A 16,965-nucleotide genomic window follows, 5' to 3' on the forward strand; every position below is an offset into this window, starting at 1 on the left:
CTTGGTTTGGGACCAAGGGGTCGCAGGTTCGAATCCTGTCTTCCCGACCACTATTCAGAACAATTTGGGGCCTTAGCTCAGCTGGGAGAGCGCCTGCTTTGCACGCAGGAGGTCAGCGGTTCGATCCCGCTAGGCTCCACCATTTTAATAAAAGTTTCTATTGGGGCGGCGTAGCTCAGCTGGCTAGAGCGTACGGTTCATACCCGTGAGGTCGTGGGTTCGATCCCCTCCGCCGCTACCAAATAAGGACCTTTAGCTCAGCTGGTTAGAGCAGACGGCTCATAACCGTCCGGTCGTAGGTTCGAGTCCTACAAGGTCCACCATAGCTACTTTCATATTACGGAGGAATACCCAAGTCTGGCTGAAGGGATCGGTCTTGAAAACCGACAGGCGGGTTACACCGCGCGGGGGTTCGAATCCCTCTTCCTCCGCCATAAACATCAATATTATTATCGCGGGGTGGAGCAGTCTGGTAGCTCGTCGGGCTCATAACCCGAAGGTCATAGGTTCAAATCCTATCCCCGCAATCAATGGTCCGGTAGTTCAGTTGGTTAGAATGCCTGCCTGTCACGCAGGAGGTCGCGGGTTCGAGTCCCGTCCGGACCGCCATAATACATAGTGGCTCAGTAGCTCAGTCGGTAGAGCAAAGGACTGAAAATCCTTGTGTCGGCGGTTCGATTCCGTCCTGAGCCACCTTTATTATAACGGTGCCAATATCATGGCGGCTATGGCGAAGTGGTTAACGCATCGGATTGTGGCTCCGACATTCGTGGGTTCGATTCCCACTAGTCGCCCCATGAAAAAAATATTTTATGCGGGTGTAGTTTAGTGGTAAAACTACAGCCTTCCAAGCTGTTGTCGTGGGTTCGATTCCCATCACCCGCTCCATCATTATGGGCCTATAGCTCAGCTGGTTAGAGCGCACGCCTGATAAGCGTGAGGTCGGTGGTTCGAGTCCACTTAGGCCCACCATTCCGCAGTAGCTCAGTGGTAGAGCTATCGGCTGTTAACCGATCGGTCGTAGGTTCGAATCCTACCTGCGGAGTTAATTTTGAAAAATTATAATCACCCGGAATCAATATTTACATTATTGTTTTATGTACGGGGAAGTACTCAAGAGGCTGAAGAGGTGCCCCTGCTAAGGGCATAGGTCGCGTAAGCGGCGCGAGGGTTCAAATCCCTCCTTCTCCGCCATTATACATGGCCCCTTGGTCAAGCGGTTAAGACACCGCCCTTTCACGGCGGTAACACGGGTTCGAATCCCGTAGGGGTCATCAAATAAAAAGAAGGTCATGTCTACTTATACGACATGACCTTCTTTTTTGATCTGACTCTCATTTTAGCTTAAAAGATAAGATAATTGGTGGTAGATATCTTTTTAAAACCGAAGGTCCTCTATGCCTACGATTCGCAAGAATTGAGCCCCTCTTGGAGCCTTTTACATTTCTTCGTTAAAAATTTCAAAACAGGCTGATGAAGCTTCTCAAGAAGCATCTAACAATCATACATTCAGCTTAATGCTCCTCATCCTCTAAATAGCTGTCTCTTTCATAATAGGGAATATCTCCAAGTTCGGATTCCATTCCTAATTCATCTAACATTTCTTTATATTCCACTTGTTCATCTGTTTGAAGTATTTCTCGATGGGTACCAGTAATATCTGTCACACTAAAAGTTTCATATTCCTCCTGAGTTCCATCTTTACTCGCATCATGGTAAAGTTCGTTATAATCATCGTAATCACCAATGAAATCTGAAGGCGTTTCTGATGTCCCAAACTTTGCAACTTCTTCAAAGATATCTTCATAATCCTTCACAGGGCTTTTAAGCCGATAAGAAAAGGAATCATCATGTGCGGGTTCCAGTACGTCTTCTTCCACTGGGCGATCAGTTGGAATTGCCTGATCTGGAGAGTGTTCCTTACAAAATGTAGTGGCTGGAAGCACCTCTAACCGCTCAAAAGGAATCTCTACATTGCATACTTCACATCTCCCGTAGCTTCCTTTTTCCATTGCCTCTAAAGCGTGTTGTACTTTTCCATATTCATCCTGTGCATGAACAGATAATGCAAAATCCTTCTCTCTTTCGTAAAAACCTGTTCCAAGATCTGCAGGGTGGTTATCATATAGTGATAATTCTCCAAGATTTTCATGCGCACTTCTATTTTTAAAACTATCTTCATCAGAGGTTATTTCAAATTGCTCTTTTTGTTGCAATAATTCTTTTTTTAACTGTGATAATTGCTGTTTTGAGATCATGGTGTCACTTCCTTTAGATTTCTTTACAGAGTATGAACATCTATTTTATGTTCTATTTTATCTTTCCCTGTTTCTTGATAAATAAAAAAACCCTTGATAAACAAGGGTTTAGAAATTTGAAAAGTAGCTGATAATTAAACCAATCGACATCAAAAATCCAAAAATCGTGTTAGTTTGAGCGGTAGCAACCATCGCTGGCATCATATGAAGCGGTTCTGTTTTACCAATAAAACCTTTTACTGCTTTATATGCTTTCGGAATACTGATGAATGTGACAAGTAGCCAATAAGACGTATCCGTAAATACAACTAATAAGATAATCCAACAGTAAGATACGATGAATAATGCTGCTAAAATCTTGATCGCATTTTGCCTTCCTACTAGAATGGCGATTGTTTTCCGTCCGCTTTCTTTATCCCCGTCCAAATCACGTATATTATTGGAAAGCATTATATTTCCAATTAGAATAGACACTGGTATGGAAATGAGGATGCTTAGACTTGAAATAGATCCAGTTTGAATAAAAAAGGATATTTGTATAATAATAAAGCCCATAAAAAATCCGGATGTTAGTTCTCCAAATGGTGTATAAGCAATTGGATGTGGACCACCTGTATAAAAATAACCTGCTGCCATACAGATTAGCCCTACAACAGCAATCCAAAGGCTGCTATTTAATGAAATGTAGGCTCCAAGAATAAGGGCCACTCCAAAAAGGGTAAAAGCAAGTTTTAAAACTGTTTTAGGATGGACCCCGTTTCGAACGATTGCACCACCAATTCCAACTGAGCCTTCGTGATCTAGACCTCTTTTATAATCAAAGTATTCGTTAAACATATTAGTTGCGGCTTGAATTAATAAACTCGCAAGGAGCATAGTAATAAAAAGTGAAATATGAATAGTATGTTGTTGTTTCCCCGCCAATGCTGTTCCAAGTAGTACAGGAACAAAAGCAGCAGTCAACGTATGAGGGCGTGTTAATTGCCACCAAATTCGCCAACCTTTATCTGCTGGTACAACAGAATTTGCTTGAACCTTCATTTATTTGTCTCTCCTCTATCATTTTAAAAAGAACCTATCCTTAAAGTTTAGGAAATGTATAATAAAGTGTCAATCTAAAAAGCGAAAATAATAGTGGGAAATGATTTCCTTAAGCGTGAATGCTACATTAAAGCGATCTCTTCATATATAATAGTAAGGTACAGACAAAGAAGGGTTTTAGGAGAGATTCGAAAGATGAACGGAAAAAAGAGGCTTTTTAGCCATACAACTCAAATAGAATTTTGCAACCCATATGAATTTTACAATATTAATCAAGCACAATATAAGGGGCAACGCTTTTTTTGGAGAAGTCCAGATGGAGAAACGTTTATAGTAGGACTTGGAGTATCCGCCTCTATTTCAAATAGCTCAAGTATGAATCGGTTTGATGAAATCGACCAACAGTGGAAAAGAATTTTAAAAACGGCAATTATCGATAATTCATATAATGTTATAGGTACTGGGCCTCTTCTGTTTGGGGGCTTTTCCTTTGATACAGAAAGCATAAAAATGAGTGAATGGGATCATTACGGTGAGTCATTATTTTATTTACCTAAAATCATGTTAACTTTTTCGAACAACCGATATTATATAACGATGAATCACTTTTTAGAGTCGGCAGAGAGTAAAGGTTATATGGAACAAGATCTCAAAGAGTTTGTTCAACAATTAACAACCACTACGGATTCAGCCGCAACAAATACTCCGCATATTAAAGACATGGAAGAAATTAATGTTGAGAAATGGGTAAACAGTGTAAAAGATATAGTAAATATTTTAAAATCAACAGAAATGAAAAAGGTAGTATTGGCGAGAAAATTAAAAGTGTCCTTTTCAGATCAACCATCATCTACCTATATCCTTCAACAATTAGCGGATCAGCAACAATCAAGTTTTATCTTTTCTATGGAAGCTGAAGATGGCTGCTTTCTTGGAGCTTCTCCAGAGAGACTTGTAAAGATAACAGGAACAGAAGTATTATCGACTTGTTTAGCAGGATCTACTAGAAGAGGAAAAGATGAGGAGGATGATCGGAATTTAGGAGAAGGTTTATTAAATGATCCGAAAAATCTATTCGAGCATGAACTCGTTGTTTCCATGATTGAGGATGCTTTAAGGCCTTATTGTAACCAACTATCAATACCAGGGGATCCAATATTGATGAAAACTCCTTATATCCAGCACTTATATACACCGGTTGTTGGGAAAATTAATAAGAAAGGTAACATTTTTTCATTAGTAAAAGATCTACATCCAACACCTGCATTAGGTGGAGTACCTCGGAAACCGGCGATGAAACTGATCCGGGAGAATGAAGAGATGGATCGCGGTTTTTACGGAAGCCCAATTGGTTGGACAGACTTTCAAGGGAATGGAGAATTTATCGTAGGCATTCGTTCTGGGCTGCTGAAAGGCAATTCAGCTTATTTGTACGCCGGTTGCGGATTAGTTTCAGATTCAGTTGCTGAAAAGGAATTGAGAGAAACTCGCGTGAAATTCAAGCCAATGTTAAATGCGATAGGGGGAAAAGAAATATGAATCAACATCAAGAAGCACTTACGCAATATTTAGCAGCTTTTATAGTTGGGCTTGTTCAATCAGGTGTGAGAGATGTCGTTATTAGTCCTGGCTCAAGATCAACCCCCTTAGCGCTTCTCATGGCTGAGCATCCAGATTTACAAGTTTATATCGAGGTTGATGAGCGATCTGCTGGATTTTTTGCTTTGGGGCTTGCAAAAGCGACCGCAAGCCCTGTTGCTTTACTATGTACTTCAGGAACAGCTTCAGCAAATTACTTTCCAGCTGTCGTTGAAGCGGACTTATCGAGAATCCCGCTAATTGTCCTTACAGCTGACCGTCCTCATGAATTGCGGGATGTCGGCGCACCACAAGCGATTAATCAGCTTCATTTATATGGGCATCACGTTCGCTGGTTTAGTGAAATGGCACTTCCTGATAGTGGGCAAACAATCTATGCTAAAACAACTGCTAGACGTGCTGTGAAGGAAGCAATGGCTTTGAAAAAGGGGCCAGTCCATTTGAATTTCCCTTTACGCGAACCATTAATTCCGAATTTAAATCCTGTTCTTTTTACGAATGAAGAGGAGCCCTTAACAATTGAAAGTGGTCACCTTAGTTTATCACTAGATGCGATAGAAAGATTGGCAGATCAGTTAAAATCGTTTGAAAAAGGCATCATCGTTTGCGGTCCAATTGATCAACAAAATTTTCCATCTGCTGTCCTGCAGTTAGCGGAAAGATTAGGATTTCCAATTCTTGCGGATCCTCTATCCCAGTTAAGAAGTGTGGAAGATCCGAATGGACATGTTATCGATAGTTATGATGCCATTTTAAAATCATCGGATACTGTTGAATATTTAGAGCCCGATATAGTTATACGTTTTGGAGCGATGCCTGTTTCAAAACCACTTACTTTATTTATGAAAAAATATAACAAAGCAAAGCACATCATAATTGATGGAGGTGCTGGCTGGCGTGATCCAAGTCAGATTGCATCTCAAATGATTTATTGTGATGAGGTTGAGTTTTGTGAAAAAGTTAGCATTTTATTAGAAAAGAGGAGTATGACAAGCTGGTTATCGATATGGAAAAAGATCGATCAAATAGCAAAAGAAACAATTTCAAACTATATGCTCCTTGAGGATGACCTGGAAGAGGGGAAGGCCGTTTACGAATTTTCGAAATGCCTTCCAGCTAAAAGTACAGTCTTTGTTGGAAACAGTATGCCAATCCGAGATGTTGATACATTTTTCCATAAAACGGATAAAAATATCCATATAATGGCAAATCGTGGTGCAAATGGGATTGATGGAGTCGTTTCGACAGCAATGGGTGTATCTGTCCATAAACGCCCTCTCTTTTTAGTGATCGGGGATCTTTCCTTCTTCCATGATATGAATGGGTTATTAGCTGCTAAGCTCCATAAATTAAATATAACGATTATTTTACTCAATAATGATGGCGGAGGAATTTTTTCTTATCTCCCTCAGGCAGCCGAGCCAAAGCATTTTGAAATTTTATTTGGAACACCGACCGGACTGGATTTTGAACATGCTGTTCGTATGTATAACGGGAAATATACGAAAATAAGTGATTGGGATCAATATAAACTTGCGATTTCGAATGCGACTAATCATGAGGGGTTAAACGTAATCGAAGTTCCGACAGATCGAATGCAAAATTTGACGTCTCATCAAGAAATGTGGAAGAGTATTTCTCGGGAAATAAATGGTTATTTGCAAGGTGTTAAAAAATGAAGGCTAAAATGATGGATGGTGTCGAATATTATTATGAAATCGTCGGGAGTGGTCCGCCACTACTTTTACTCCACGGCTTTACAGGCGACTATCGCACATGGCTTCCATTCGTAAAATATTGGAAAGAAAGTTATCAATTAATTATGATTGATATTTTAGGACATGGTAAATCAGATTCACCATCCGATCAGAACAGATACGATATCAAATCGGTAGCAGCCGATCTTGCCTTTTTTTTAGAGCAGCTCAATATCGAAAAAGCACATGTATTAGGCTATTCGATGGGAGGAAGGCTTGCCCTTACATTTGCCATACTTTATCCCGAAAAAGTGGCAAGTCTAATCCTTGAAAGCAGCTCTCCTGGTTTGCAACTCGCTGAAGAAAAAAAAGCTCGCATCCAGCAAGATGAAAAAATAGCAAATATGATTCTTGATCAAGGATTAGAGGAATTTGTTCATTATTGGGAGGATATCCCATTATTTTCCAGCCAGAAACTGCTTGAAGCTAAAGTACAAGAACAAATTAGAATTCATCGCCTTGAACAGAATCCAATTGGGTTAGCAAATAGCTTAAAGGGAATGGGGACGGGAAAGCAGCCTTCATGGTGGCCAGAGCTTTCAGATATTAAAATGCCCTTATTACTTCTCTGCGGTGAGTTGGATACAAAATTTTGTCAGCTAAATGGCAATATGAAAGATTATGCTCCACATGCACAGCTTCATATGTTTTTAGAAGCTGGACATGCAATTCACGTGGAGAAGCCAGATTATTTTGGTACAATAGTAAAGAAGTTTATAGATAATGTCGAAAGGGGAGTTAATCAAAATGTCGATTGTTTGGACAAGTGAAAGGGAATACCAAGATATTCTTTATGAAACATATAACGGGATTGCGAAAATAACGATTAATCGTCCAGAGGTACATAATGCGTTTACGCCAAGGACTGTTACAGAGTTGATTGACGCTTTTGCGTATGCACGGGATGATTCATCTGTTGGAGTCATTATTCTAACTGGTGCAGGTGGAAAGGCCTTTTGTTCAGGTGGTGACCAAAAAGTTCGTGGACATGGTGGTTATGTTGGTGAAGATAATATCCCACGTCTGAATGTCCTTGATTTACAAAGATTAATCCGCGTAATTCCAAAACCAGTTGTTGCGATGGTTGCTGGTTATGCGATTGGTGGAGGACATGTTCTTCATGTTGTTTGTGACTTAACGATTGCTGCAGATAATGCTGTCTTTGGTCAAACGGGACCTAAAGTCGGAAGTTTCGATGCAGGATATGGCGCTGGCTACTTGGCACGGATTATTGGCCATAAAAAGGCAAAAGAAATTTGGTTCTTGTGCCGTCAATACAATGCTCAAGAAGCTTTAGATATGGGCTTAGTGAACACTGTCGTTCCTCTTGAACAGCTGGAAGAAGAAACAGTAAAATGGTGCGAAGAAATGCTTGAAAAGAGCCCAACAGCTCTTCGTTTCTTGAAAGCCTCCTTCAACGCTGACACGGATGGTCTTGCAGGTCTTCAACAATTAGCGGGAGATGCTACTCTTCTTTATTACACGACAGAAGAAGCAAAAGAAGGGCGCGACGCATTTAAAGAAAAACGCAAACCTGATTTTGATCAATTCCCGCGTTTTCCTTAATATTGTAAAAGCTGCTTGATGGTAGATCCATCAAGCTTTTCTTTTAATACATAGAAAAGACGATCAAACAACGGAATTTGGTAACTATAATCTATAGTTCGACATTTTTAAGGGAAGTGATCAAATGCAAGAAGCAATCCCCAATTTTCTTTTACAAAGGGCTTATTTGACTCCAGATCGCAAAGCTCTAGTATTTGAAGAAAGAACCTGGACTTTTCGTGAAATGGCAGAAATTGTCCAAGAATTTACTAAAAGGCTAGCTTCTTTATCGATAAAACGACATGATCGCGTTGCAATCTTAATGAAAAACCGCCCAGATATGGTTTTTATTATTCATGCCCTTCAACAAATAGGAGTGGATATAGTCTTTCTCAACTTTCGATTAACTGCATCAGAGTTACAATTTCAATTGGAAGACAGTGAAACAAAAGTATTGATCTATGATGAGGATTTTTCAAAGATTGCTGAACAGTTACAACAATTGAAAGCAGATATGAATAGCTTTACTCCGATACAATTACGTACACTTCCATTGCAAGAAATCGAAATAAGAAATGAATTTCTACTTGATGAAGTTTGTTCAATTATGTACACTTCGGGAACGACAGGCAAGCCTAAAGGTGTGCTGCAATCTTTCGGAAATCATTGGTGGAGTGCTGTTGGTTCTTCATTGAATCTTGGGCTTCGGGAGAATGACGCATGGCTTTGTGCTGTTCCGCTTTTTCATATTAGTGGCATGTCCATTTTGATGAGGAGTATAATCTACGGAATGCCAGTCTATTTAATGGAACAGTTTGATGAAAAAAAGGCGAATCAGTTGCTTTGCAGTGGGCAAATAACGATTATGTCGGTAGTTTCGGCTATGTTGAACCGAATGCTAGATGATTTAGATGATGAAGGATATCATAGCGCTGTTCGATGTATGCTTCTAGGAGGAGGACCAGCGCCTCGCCCGCTTCTTGAAAAATGTGTTGATAAAGGGATACCAATTTTTCAAACATACGGAATGACTGAAACATCTTCGCAAATAGCAACTCTTTCACCAGAAGATTGTTTGAAAAAGTTGGGATCGGCAGGAAAGCCGCTTTTCCCTGCACAAATTAAAGTAGTGGATGGGAACGGGGAACTTTTAGAAGCTGGACAAATAGGAGAAATTCAATTAAAGGGGCCGAACATTACAGCTGGTTATTTAAATCGGCCAGATGCGAATGCGTCAACCTTTGATCAAGGGTGGCTAAAAACAGGTGATTTGGGCTATTTGGATGAGGAAGGATTTTTATATGTTGTGGACCGCCGTTCTGATTTAATCATCTCCGGTGGCGAAAATATATATCCCGCAGAAATAGAAGAAGTATTAATGGCTCATCACGCTGTAGTGGAAGCAGGCGTGACGGGGATAGATGATCCGACATGGGGACAAGTTCCTTATGCTTTCGTTGTGTTAAAGAAGCATGCAGAAGAAAAGAATATTCTTCAATTTTGCGATGAGCGATTGGCGCGTTATAAAATACCAAAGAGAATTATTCAAGTTAATACTTTGCCGAGGAATGCTTCGAATAAGTTGTTAAGGCGAGAGCTTATTTATTATGTAGAAGGTGGGCGCTCTCAATGATGTATATCAAAAAAGCACGGCTATCTATTATTTCCATGCCTTTGAAAAAGCCATTTTCTACTCATTTAGGTGTTGTGAAGAATCGAGAAGCGATCATCGTAGAGTTAATCGATCAGGACGGTGTAGCAGGATTTGGGGAAACAGTAGCATTCTCCTCCCCGTGGTATACAGAAGAAACGGTGAAGACAGCCTTTCATATTCAAAAGGATTTTTTATTACCGAAGCTTATGGAACAACCGGTGGAACATCCTCGCGATTTAACTAATGTATTTTCTTTTATTCGACGGAATGAAATGGCGAAAAGTGGAGTAGAAACAGCTCTTTGGGATCTTTATAGTAAACGAATGGGGAAACCACTTTCTGAATCGCTCGGAGGAACCCGCAATGAAGTTCTTGCTGGGGCAGTTGTGGCAACACAAAGTATCAATGAGGCATTGCGTCAGATTGAGCAGTTTTCTACAAGTGGCTATGAGCGCATAAAAATAAAGATTAGTCCTGAGAATGATATAGAGTTTTTAAAAGCTATTCGAAAGGTTTTTCCGGATGTACCGTTAATGGTTGATGCCAATTCGGCTTATACACTTCAGGATATCGAACATCTCCGTACATTGGATGAATTTAACCTAATCATGATTGAGCAACCACTCCGGGTGACAGATATTGTAGAGCATGCAAAGTTACAGAAACAGCTTCAAACACCGATTTGTTTAGATGAAAGCATCACAAGTGTACATGATGTCAAGAGCGCTATTCAGCTTGGAAGTTGTCAAGTAGTGAATATTAAAGTCGGTCGGGTTGGTGGTTTACAAAATGCAAAACAAATACATGATCTCTGTGTAGAAAATGAAATTGCAGTTTGGTGCGGTGGAATGATTGAATTCGGTATTTCGAAAGCACATAGCATCGCGATTGCTTCACTCCCCGGTTTTTCCATCCCAGGTGACCTTTCTTCATCAAATCATTATTGGGAGGAAGATATTATCGAGCCCTTGATAGAAATGAAGAATGGGAAGATTGTTGTTCCTAATGGTCCTGGACTCGGTTTTTCCTTGAATTTAAAAAGAATGAAAGAGATAACACTGTATAAGGAAGAGTTTGTATAACATTTAAAAGAGCACTTCTGCTAATGCAAAAGTGCTCAAAGCATTTTTAAAAGACTTTAGTTCAGTGCCTCTTGTAAAGTATTTATATTTTTCTTCATAAGGGAGAAATACGTTTCATTGTTCTTAATGTCGTCATCTGTTAATACAGCGAGATTGTGAATGTGCAGAATATTAGTATTTGATTCCTTTTGAAGGACACCTGCTAAGCGGGAATTAATGTTCTGCTCTACTAAAATATATGGGATGTTTTTCTCGTTAATAGTTTCGACAATTTCCTGTAATTTCTTTTGCGAAGGTTCCTCAGATGAAGAAATCCCTGCGATGGCGATTTGTTCTAAGCCATATCGTGTTTCCCAATAACTATAAGCAGCATGCGCGACAACGAACTCTTTTCGTTTTGAACTTTCCGCCATTTTTATAAAGTCTTCATTCAAGCTATCTAATTCCTCGGCTAGTTCTTGATAATTTTTTTCGAATTTTACCTTCTGATCCGGCTGTAATTCAACTAAGTTATTTAAAATTTGCTCCGCCATTTCTTTTGCATAAATGGGGTCAATCCAAAGATGAGGATTTATACCCCCATGATCATGTCCATCGTGATCATTATGTTCATCTTCATCATGTTCTAAAGAAATTTTCTCCCCAACAGCTTCCATCTTGACATGCTCATTTTTCAACGTAGTTTCCGCTTTTTTAGCGAAACCTTCTAAATCATATCCAATATATAGGAAAAGATCGGCATCAGCTAAATTCATCATATCTTTTTGAGAAGGTTCAAAAGTATGTTCGTCTGATCCAGGTGGATAGACGCTTTTTGCAATTGTATCTTCGCCGCCAATACGTTCAGCAAAGTACTGGAGCGGATAAACAGTTGTATATATAACCATTTTCCCATCTTCATGTTGTTCGTTATTGCCACAGGCGGCCATCAACAGAAGAAAAGAAATAGGTAAGAGCCATAAAATAAATTTATTCATGGTAGCCTCCATTCTCTCGGTGTAAATAGTAATGATTACGATTTGTATTCCGGAATTTATCTTACTGGATTTTACGATGAAAAGCAAGCAAGAAATTCATCATTCATGTGAAAAAATATTACTCCTCAGTAGGAGGGCACTGAAAAAGTCCGAGTCTCGAGGCCATTGGTTCCTTTTTTTTCCGCGAACGGTCCGTGATAAAGCATCTCATGTCCCATAGTTTCCTTTTTTTACCGCGAACGGTCCGTGATAAAGCGTCTCATGTCCCGTAGGTTCCTTTTTTTTCCGCGAACGGTCCATGATAAAGCATCTCATGTCCCATAGGCGCCTCTTTTTTCGACGAACGGTCCGTGATAAAGCGTCTTATGTCCCGTAGGTTCCTTTTTTTTCCGCGAACGGTCCATGATAAAGCATCTCATGTCCCGTAGTATCCTTTTTTTTCCGCGAACGATCCGTGATAAAGCGTCTCATGTCCCGTAGTATCCTTTTTTTTCCGCGAACGGTCCGTGATAAAGCATCTCATGTCCCGTAGGCGCCCTTTTTTTCGACGAACGGTACATGAAAAAGTGTCTCATGTCCTGCTTGGAAAATTGAAAGAATCCTTAAAAGTTGAAAAATCCCTCTCTAAGTTGAAAGAATTCCTTATGAATCTTAAGAGATTATGCCTCATAAAAAGTATAAAATCTCATCTTCAAATAAAAAAACTTCCCAACTTACAGGGATTCCCTTTAAACTCGGTTATTTTTCTTTCTTTTCAGGAACATGGTCAATGCCTCCAGGATGAAAGGGATGGCATTTACCTATTCTTTTAATCGTCAGCCAACCGCCGCGGATGGCACCAAAACGTTGAATAGCTTCTAGTCCATATTGGGAACAAGTCGGATAAAAGCGGCAGGTAGGAGGTTTCAGTGGAGAAATGAATTTTCGATAAAAACGAATGATCATTAAAAAGAGAGATTTTAACATGTGCAAAACTTCTTTCACCGAATTTAACATCTTTCATTATTCTAGTATAAAAGAAAGGAAACAAGCAAATAATGAATCTTTATTTTCAACTGATGCAGGGTTTTATCGAAATTAAACGAATATTAATGTCTAGTCCATTTTAGGAGGCGGTTATTGCAATGAATGAACAAAGTGCCAAAAATAAAATTGCATGGGAATATAGAGCTTATGAATTTTGGAATACGCGATATGGCCATCCTCAATTGAAGGCAAAGCAAATAATCCAAAATCCAAAAGAACGGTTGAAAAATCATCAACATTATTTTGAAAACATCACAGGGAAGAAGATTGCCAATCTTTGTGGCTCCAATGAAAGAAAGGCAGTTCCTCTTTTTTGAAAAATTCAATCATAAAAATGGATGGAACAAAGATAGCATTTATTGAGAATTAGACCGGGTATGCAAAAGTTTATCTAAGTACGTTGCGTATGTGAATTTGTGAAAAGGAGACAGTTATGATTCAACTAAAATATTTTGAGCGTTCTGATTTTAAACAACTGATTCAATGGATTAAAACTCCAGAATTCCTACTCCAATGGGGTGGGCCTGGGTTTAATTATCCGCTTGATGAAGTTCAGTTGGAAAAATATATAGAAAGCGCCAACAAGGAAGGATCAGAAACTTTTGTTTATAAAGTCATAGATAATGAAACTGAAAATGTAATTGGCCATATTTCATTAGGGAAAATTGATAGGAAAAATAAGTCTGCTAGAGTTGGAAAAGTATTAGTCGGTGATAAAAATACAAGGGGCAAGGGAATAGGACAGCAAATGATAAAGGAAACCCTAAAAATTGCATTCGATGAGCTTCATTTGCACCGAGTAGGTCTGGGGGGGTTTGACTTTAATGTTACGGCCATCGCCTGTTATGAAAAAGCAGGTTTTATAAAAGAGGGGTTACTAAGAGATTCAAGGAAACACGGTAATGAATATTGGAGTTTATGGGAAATGAGTATTTTAGAGAATGAATGGGCAAAAAGAAGAAATATTTTGTGAAAAAGCTAAAGTAAACAAAATAGTGAGGTGAGCGTTATGGATTTAATCAAACTACGTCCATTTATTCCTTCAGGTGAAGATTATCCTCAAGCAAAGCGTTTTTTTGAAGACCTTGGTTTTCAAAAAATGTATTCGGATAGTGGACTTACTATATTTCGATTGGATGAACAAGAATTTTATCTCCAAAATTTTCATAACGAAGAATTTCAAAGTAACTTTATGGTTGAATTGCTCGTCCCAGACCTTGATGAGTGGTGGACTAATATCCAGAATAACATTCAAAATAAAAATTATCCGATTAAGGTGAAGGAACCAACAGAATACCCTTGGGGAAAACGGGAAATCCATTTAATAGATCCTTCAGGTGTATGTTGGCATATCGCGGAATCAAAATAAAGCTTTTACTGCTAGGACTTATAAAAGGGGATAGTCTAGTAGCCAAAAGGTAATCAAATTATTGGAGGAGCTTAATGAAAGCAGAATTATTAAAACGTATAAAAGATATACAGAGTTGTAGTGATTTCTCAGGTACAGTCTTAGTCAAAGCAGAGGAAGTTTTAGCAGCAGTAAGCTACGGATATGCTAATCGTTCTGAAAAGATAACGAATAAACCAACCACTCGGTTTGGTATCGCGTCAGGCTGCAAGCTATTTACAGGCATAGCGATTTGTCAGCTTGTTGACGAGGGGAAAATTGCCTTTGATATGAAGTTGAACGAGTGTCTAGATGTACCTTTCCCACACTTTTCTGAAGAAATTACTATCCATCATTTATTAACACATACATCTGGAATACCAGATTACTTTGATGAGGAAGTAATGGATGACTTTGAAGAGTTATGGATTCAAAATCCAATGTATAGAATAAGAAGTTTAAAGGATTTTTTACCATTATTTCAAAATCAATCTATGAAATATAGAGTAGGAGAGAGATTTCATTATAATAACGCAGGATATATCGTGCTTGGCTTAATTGTTGAACAAGCAAGTCAGATGAATTTTACGGATTATGTTCAAGAAAATATTTTTAAAAAAGCTAACGTGCTAGAGTCAGGCTATTTTGAATTGGATTCACTACCTTCCGATACCGCTCAAGGATATATTGATTACCCCGATCATACGTGGAAAACCAATATTTATTCATTACCTGTAAAAGGCGGCTCAGACGGAGGAGCATTTGTTACAGTTAATGATATGGTTAAGCTCTGGGAAGCGCTTATGAGTAATCAACTTCTAAGTGAATCAACTACTAAATTGTTACTTACTCCCCATGCTCAAGTAGACGATGATGGCAATTGGTATGGTTATGGTGTGTGGATTAAAACAAATGAAAAGAGCGTTATAAAGTATCATGTCATGGGCTATGACCCTGGCGTTAGCTTTCATTCTGCTTTTTATCCTACTATTGGAACTAAGGTTGTTGTATGTTCTAACAAATCAGAAGGCGCATATGAGATTATGCAAGGGATTGAAAATGAAATTAAGGTGATGACATGCTAGGACTTCCAAAAGGTGAGGTTTTTTTAGTGCCTTGGACAGAAAAATGGAATGAAGAATTTTTTCGAGAGAAGGAGAAAATACAAAAGGAAATTAATAAATATGTTGTTGATATTCACCATATTGGAAGTACAGCTGTAAAGGATCTAAGTGCAAAGCCGATCATTGACATCGCAGTTGAAATCAAAGTTTTTGGGGATGGGGAATATTGTGCTACACCTTTAGAAAAAATAGGCTACTCCTACAAAGGAACAAATATACTTCCAGAACGATATTATTTCAGCAAGGGTGAACCAAGAACACATCAAATTCATATGTATCAAAGTGGAAGTATGTATCTAACGGATCAGTTGAAATTTAGAGATTATTTGAGAACGAATGATGCGGCAAGAATTGAGTATGAACAGCTAAAAATGAGACTTTCAACAATCAATAAAAATGATAAACACAAATATGCAGATGAAAAAACGGATTTTGTTAAATCTATATTGGAGAAGATTTAATTAAAGCCAGAGGAACAATTTCGGATCCTTTGGAGTAAAGAGGGATACACCTATGGAACAAGAAATTATTGAACAATTTAATGTGGAAGTTAAAAGTATAGGAGCAAATAGATTTGGCATTTCCATTAATGACTTATTACATATTGGAAACTGGCAGAATTTCATATTCGAATATCAAAAAGAAAATCAGTGCTATATTTTGAGGTTTACTCCAAGTTCTCATCGCAGCGTTAATTTAGTAAAGGGAGAGATGGATTGGCTGCTTTATTTGGCTGGAAATGGCGTTTCTGTTTCCTGTCCTATCAAGTCTTTACGAGGAAATTATGTCGAAGTTGTTAATAGCAATAATATAGATTTTATTGTTACTTCTTTTGTAAAAGCAGAAGGTAAGAAAATTGGCTACCCTGATTGTTTACACGACACTAACCTATATTACAGACTTGGTAAGATTATGGGGAAGATTCATTCCTTATCTAAAGGATATGATCCCGATGATCAATCGATACGGAGACACGACTGGAGGCAGAACTATTACTTGCAACATATAGAAAAATATGTTCCAGCAGATCAACCTTTGGTGATTGAATCCAGTACCAATTTAATGAGTAGAATACACGAAAACATTACTAAGGATAAAAATTCGTATGGGCTTATTCACGGTGATATAGGTGTTGGAAATTTCCTCGTGAACGGCGAAGGAACAATTACTCTTTTTGATTTTGATGAAGCTCAATATAGTTGGTTCGCTGAGGATATTGCCATTCCATTATATTATTTTGTTTATGTATTTGGCGGGGAAGATGGGAGATCGAATAGAGAATTTCAAGCCCGTCTTTTTATGGATCATTTCTTAAAAGGATATAAGGAAGAAAACTATTTCGATATAGAGTGGCTTAAACACATCCCGCTCTTCCTTCAATTAAGAGAAATCATTGTTTATGTAGGATGTTATCGCAGTTGGGATTTTTCGAACTTGGACCAATGGAGTATCGATTGGTTAAGGGAAAGTAGATTAAGAATTGAAAATAACGAATCGGTAGTTAATATATGGTGA

General features: G+C 38.6%; 16 protein-coding genes and 14 tRNA genes (1 of these 30 only partly in view). 26 read left to right on the forward strand and 4 right to left on the reverse strand.

Translation table 11 applies throughout. The annotated features are described in order from the left end of the window. The 14 genes from BN1243_RS19220 to BN1243_RS19285 form a co-directional block, all read left to right on the forward strand. Positions 1 to 50 (forward strand) — tRNA-Pro (locus BN1243_RS19220); it begins 27 nt to the left of the window's first position. Between the two features lie 16 nt (positions 51 to 66). Next, positions 67 to 142, forward strand: a tRNA-Ala gene (locus tag BN1243_RS19225). A gap of 22 nt (positions 143 to 164) precedes the next feature. Then, a tRNA-Met gene (locus tag BN1243_RS19230) sits at positions 165 to 241 on the forward strand. 5 nt (positions 242 to 246) lie between these two features. Beyond that, positions 247 to 323 (forward strand) — tRNA-Ile (locus tag BN1243_RS19235). Positions 324 to 341: 18 nt separating this feature from the next. Next, a tRNA-Ser gene (locus BN1243_RS19240) sits at positions 342 to 434 on the forward strand. Positions 435 to 453: 19 nt separating this feature from the next. Next, positions 454 to 527: transfer RNA gene (locus BN1243_RS19245), tRNA-Met, on the forward strand. Between the two features lie 5 nt (positions 528 to 532). Next, positions 533 to 609 (forward strand) — tRNA-Asp (locus BN1243_RS19250). Positions 610 to 620: 11 nt separating this feature from the next. Continuing rightward, positions 621 to 693 (forward strand) — tRNA-Phe (locus tag BN1243_RS19255). A 28-nt stretch (positions 694 to 721) separates the two neighbouring features. After that, positions 722 to 797 (forward strand) — tRNA-His (locus BN1243_RS19260). A gap of 17 nt (positions 798 to 814) precedes the next feature. Beyond that, a tRNA-Gly gene (locus tag BN1243_RS19265) sits at positions 815 to 888 on the forward strand. 7 nt (positions 889 to 895) lie between these two features. After that, positions 896 to 972: transfer RNA gene (locus BN1243_RS19270), tRNA-Ile, on the forward strand. A 1-nt stretch (position 973) separates the two neighbouring features. Then, positions 974 to 1,045: transfer RNA gene (locus BN1243_RS19275), tRNA-Asn, on the forward strand. A 58-nt stretch (positions 1,046 to 1,103) separates the two neighbouring features. Then, positions 1,104 to 1,194, forward strand: a tRNA-Ser gene (locus tag BN1243_RS19280). Positions 1,195 to 1,202: 8 nt separating this feature from the next. Then, a tRNA-Glu gene (locus BN1243_RS19285) sits at positions 1,203 to 1,274 on the forward strand. Positions 1,275 to 1,514: 240 nt separating this feature from the next. Here BN1243_RS19285 and BN1243_RS19290 read toward each other — a convergent pair. Further along, complete coding sequence (locus tag BN1243_RS19290) at positions 1,515 to 2,258, reverse strand: TraR/DksA C4-type zinc finger protein (protein ID WP_062109556.1); 744 nt, start codon at positions 2,256 to 2,258, stop codon at positions 1,515 to 1,517. Positions 2,259 to 2,366: 108 nt separating this feature from the next. Continuing rightward, on the reverse strand, positions 2,367 to 3,299 hold the full coding sequence (locus tag BN1243_RS19295) for a 1,4-dihydroxy-2-naphthoate polyprenyltransferase (protein WP_062109558.1): 933 nt from the start codon (positions 3,297 to 3,299) through the stop codon (positions 2,367 to 2,369). 195 nt (positions 3,300 to 3,494) lie between these two features. On the opposite strand from BN1243_RS19295, the gene BN1243_RS19300 reads away from it, so the two are divergent. The 6 genes from BN1243_RS19300 (at position 3,495) to menC (ending at position 10,936) form a co-directional block, all read left to right on the forward strand. After that, positions 3,495 to 4,838 (forward strand): isochorismate synthase, encoded by a 1,344-nt coding sequence (locus BN1243_RS19300; protein WP_062109560.1) that lies wholly within the window; start codon positions 3,495 to 3,497, stop codon positions 4,836 to 4,838. Further along, positions 4,835 to 6,577, forward strand: coding sequence for a 2-succinyl-5-enolpyruvyl-6-hydroxy-3-cyclohexene-1-carboxylic-acid synthase (menD, locus tag BN1243_RS19305; RefSeq protein WP_062109563.1), 1,743 nt, complete (start codon positions 4,835 to 4,837; stop codon positions 6,575 to 6,577). The genes BN1243_RS19300 and menD overlap by 4 nt, the downstream gene beginning before the upstream one ends. 11 nt (positions 6,578 to 6,588) lie before the next feature. After that, complete coding sequence (menH, locus tag BN1243_RS19310; RefSeq protein ID WP_195892164.1) at positions 6,589 to 7,425, forward strand: 2-succinyl-6-hydroxy-2,4-cyclohexadiene-1-carboxylate synthase; 837 nt, start codon at positions 6,589 to 6,591, stop codon at positions 7,423 to 7,425. Further along, positions 7,403 to 8,221 carry a 1,4-dihydroxy-2-naphthoyl-CoA synthase gene (gene menB, locus BN1243_RS19315; protein WP_062109565.1) on the forward strand — a complete coding sequence of 273 codons (819 nt, stop codon included), beginning with the start codon at positions 7,403 to 7,405 and terminating at the stop codon, positions 8,219 to 8,221. The genes menH and menB overlap by 23 nt, the downstream gene beginning before the upstream one ends. Positions 8,222 to 8,345: 124 nt before the next feature. Next, positions 8,346 to 9,833, forward strand: coding sequence for an o-succinylbenzoate--CoA ligase (locus tag BN1243_RS19320; protein ID WP_062109566.1), 1,488 nt, complete (start codon positions 8,346 to 8,348; stop codon positions 9,831 to 9,833). Further along, positions 9,830 to 10,936 carry an o-succinylbenzoate synthase gene (gene menC, locus BN1243_RS19325; protein ID WP_062109567.1) on the forward strand — a complete coding sequence of 369 codons (1,107 nt, stop codon included), beginning with the start codon at positions 9,830 to 9,832 and terminating at the stop codon, positions 10,934 to 10,936. The genes BN1243_RS19320 and menC overlap by 4 nt, the downstream gene beginning before the upstream one ends. Positions 10,937 to 10,992: 56 nt before the next feature. Here the strand turns inward: menC and BN1243_RS19330 are convergent, their stop codons facing one another. Both BN1243_RS19330 and yidD read right to left on the reverse strand, forming a co-directional pair. After that, complete coding sequence (locus BN1243_RS19330) at positions 10,993 to 11,913, reverse strand: metal ABC transporter solute-binding protein, Zn/Mn family (protein WP_062109569.1); 921 nt, start codon at positions 11,911 to 11,913, stop codon at positions 10,993 to 10,995. A gap of 738 nt (positions 11,914 to 12,651) precedes the next feature. Continuing rightward, entirely contained in the window at positions 12,652 to 12,879 is a 228-nt protein-coding gene (yidD, locus tag BN1243_RS19335; protein ID WP_062109571.1) for a membrane protein insertion efficiency factor YidD, read from the reverse strand. A 158-nt stretch (positions 12,880 to 13,037) separates the two neighbouring features. Here yidD and BN1243_RS19340 point away from each other — a divergent pair, with 158 nt between their 5' ends. The 6 genes from BN1243_RS19340 to BN1243_RS19365 all read left to right on the forward strand — a co-directional run bounded on the left by BN1243_RS19340 (position 13,038) and on the right by BN1243_RS19365 (position 16,965). Then, positions 13,038 to 13,256 carry a hypothetical protein gene (locus tag BN1243_RS19340; RefSeq protein ID WP_062109573.1) on the forward strand — a complete coding sequence of 73 codons (219 nt, stop codon included), beginning with the start codon at positions 13,038 to 13,040 and terminating at the stop codon, positions 13,254 to 13,256. A 116-nt stretch (positions 13,257 to 13,372) separates the two neighbouring features. Next, positions 13,373 to 13,912 (forward strand): GNAT family N-acetyltransferase, encoded by a 540-nt coding sequence (locus tag BN1243_RS19345; RefSeq protein ID WP_062109575.1) that lies wholly within the window; start codon positions 13,373 to 13,375, stop codon positions 13,910 to 13,912. A gap of 36 nt (positions 13,913 to 13,948) precedes the next feature. Continuing rightward, positions 13,949 to 14,308 (forward strand): VOC family protein, encoded by a 360-nt coding sequence (locus BN1243_RS19350; protein ID WP_062109576.1) that lies wholly within the window; start codon positions 13,949 to 13,951, stop codon positions 14,306 to 14,308. Between the two features lie 74 nt (positions 14,309 to 14,382). Continuing rightward, complete coding sequence (locus BN1243_RS19355) at positions 14,383 to 15,411, forward strand: serine hydrolase domain-containing protein (RefSeq protein ID WP_062109578.1); 1,029 nt, start codon at positions 14,383 to 14,385, stop codon at positions 15,409 to 15,411. Further along, the gene (locus tag BN1243_RS19360) at positions 15,405 to 15,911 is read left to right on the forward strand and encodes a GrpB family protein (protein WP_062109580.1); all 507 of its coding nucleotides are present in this window, start codon (positions 15,405 to 15,407) and stop codon (positions 15,909 to 15,911) included. Before BN1243_RS19355 ends, BN1243_RS19360 begins: the two co-directional genes overlap by 7 nt. A gap of 52 nt (positions 15,912 to 15,963) precedes the next feature. Continuing rightward, positions 15,964 to 16,965, forward strand: coding sequence for a phosphotransferase enzyme family protein (locus BN1243_RS19365; protein WP_062109582.1), 1,002 nt, complete (start codon positions 15,964 to 15,966; stop codon positions 16,963 to 16,965).

Origin of the sequence: Bacillus niameyensis (genome assembly GCF_001375535.1) — a bacterium.
Classification (GTDB): Bacteria; Bacillota; Bacilli; order Bacillales; family Bacillaceae_C; genus Lederbergia; species Lederbergia niameyensis.

What these genes read in the sequence shown, in the direction of transcription:
- BN1243_RS19295 (WP_062109558.1), bottom strand. Translation starts at nt 3,299, where the DNA reads ATGAAGGTTCAAGCAAATTCTGTTGTACCAGCAGATAAAGGTTGGCGA.
- BN1243_RS19350 (WP_062109576.1), top strand. Translation starts at nt 13,949, where the DNA reads ATGGATTTAATCAAACTACGTCCATTTATTCCTTCAGGTGAAGATTAT.
- BN1243_RS19300 (WP_062109560.1), top strand. Translation starts at nt 3,495, where the DNA reads ATGAACGGAAAAAAGAGGCTTTTTAGCCATACAACTCAAATAGAATTT.
- yidD (WP_062109571.1), bottom strand. Translation starts at nt 12,879, where the DNA reads ATGTTAAAATCTCTCTTTTTAATGATCATTCGTTTTTATCGAAAATTC.
- BN1243_RS19365 (WP_062109582.1), top strand. Translation starts at nt 15,964, where the DNA reads ATGGAACAAGAAATTATTGAACAATTTAATGTGGAAGTTAAAAGTATA.
- BN1243_RS19345 (WP_062109575.1), top strand. Translation starts at nt 13,373, where the DNA reads ATGATTCAACTAAAATATTTTGAGCGTTCTGATTTTAAACAACTGATT.
- BN1243_RS19330 (WP_062109569.1), bottom strand. Translation starts at nt 11,913, where the DNA reads ATGAATAAATTTATTTTATGGCTCTTACCTATTTCTTTTCTTCTGTTG.
- menD (WP_062109563.1), top strand. Translation starts at nt 4,835, where the DNA reads ATGAATCAACATCAAGAAGCACTTACGCAATATTTAGCAGCTTTTATA.
- menH (WP_195892164.1), top strand. Translation starts at nt 6,589, where the DNA reads ATGGATGGTGTCGAATATTATTATGAAATCGTCGGGAGTGGTCCGCCA.
- BN1243_RS19290 (WP_062109556.1), bottom strand. Translation starts at nt 2,258, where the DNA reads ATGATCTCAAAACAGCAATTATCACAGTTAAAAAAAGAATTATTGCAA.
- BN1243_RS19320 (WP_062109566.1), top strand. Translation starts at nt 8,346, where the DNA reads ATGCAAGAAGCAATCCCCAATTTTCTTTTACAAAGGGCTTATTTGACT.
- BN1243_RS19360 (WP_062109580.1), top strand. Translation starts at nt 15,405, where the DNA reads ATGCTAGGACTTCCAAAAGGTGAGGTTTTTTTAGTGCCTTGGACAGAA.
- menB (WP_062109565.1), top strand. Translation starts at nt 7,403, where the DNA reads ATGTCGATTGTTTGGACAAGTGAAAGGGAATACCAAGATATTCTTTAT.
- BN1243_RS19355 (WP_062109578.1), top strand. Translation starts at nt 14,383, where the DNA reads ATGAAAGCAGAATTATTAAAACGTATAAAAGATATACAGAGTTGTAGT.
- menC (WP_062109567.1), top strand. Translation starts at nt 9,830, where the DNA reads ATGATGTATATCAAAAAAGCACGGCTATCTATTATTTCCATGCCTTTG.
- BN1243_RS19340 (WP_062109573.1), top strand. Translation starts at nt 13,038, where the DNA reads ATGAATGAACAAAGTGCCAAAAATAAAATTGCATGGGAATATAGAGCT.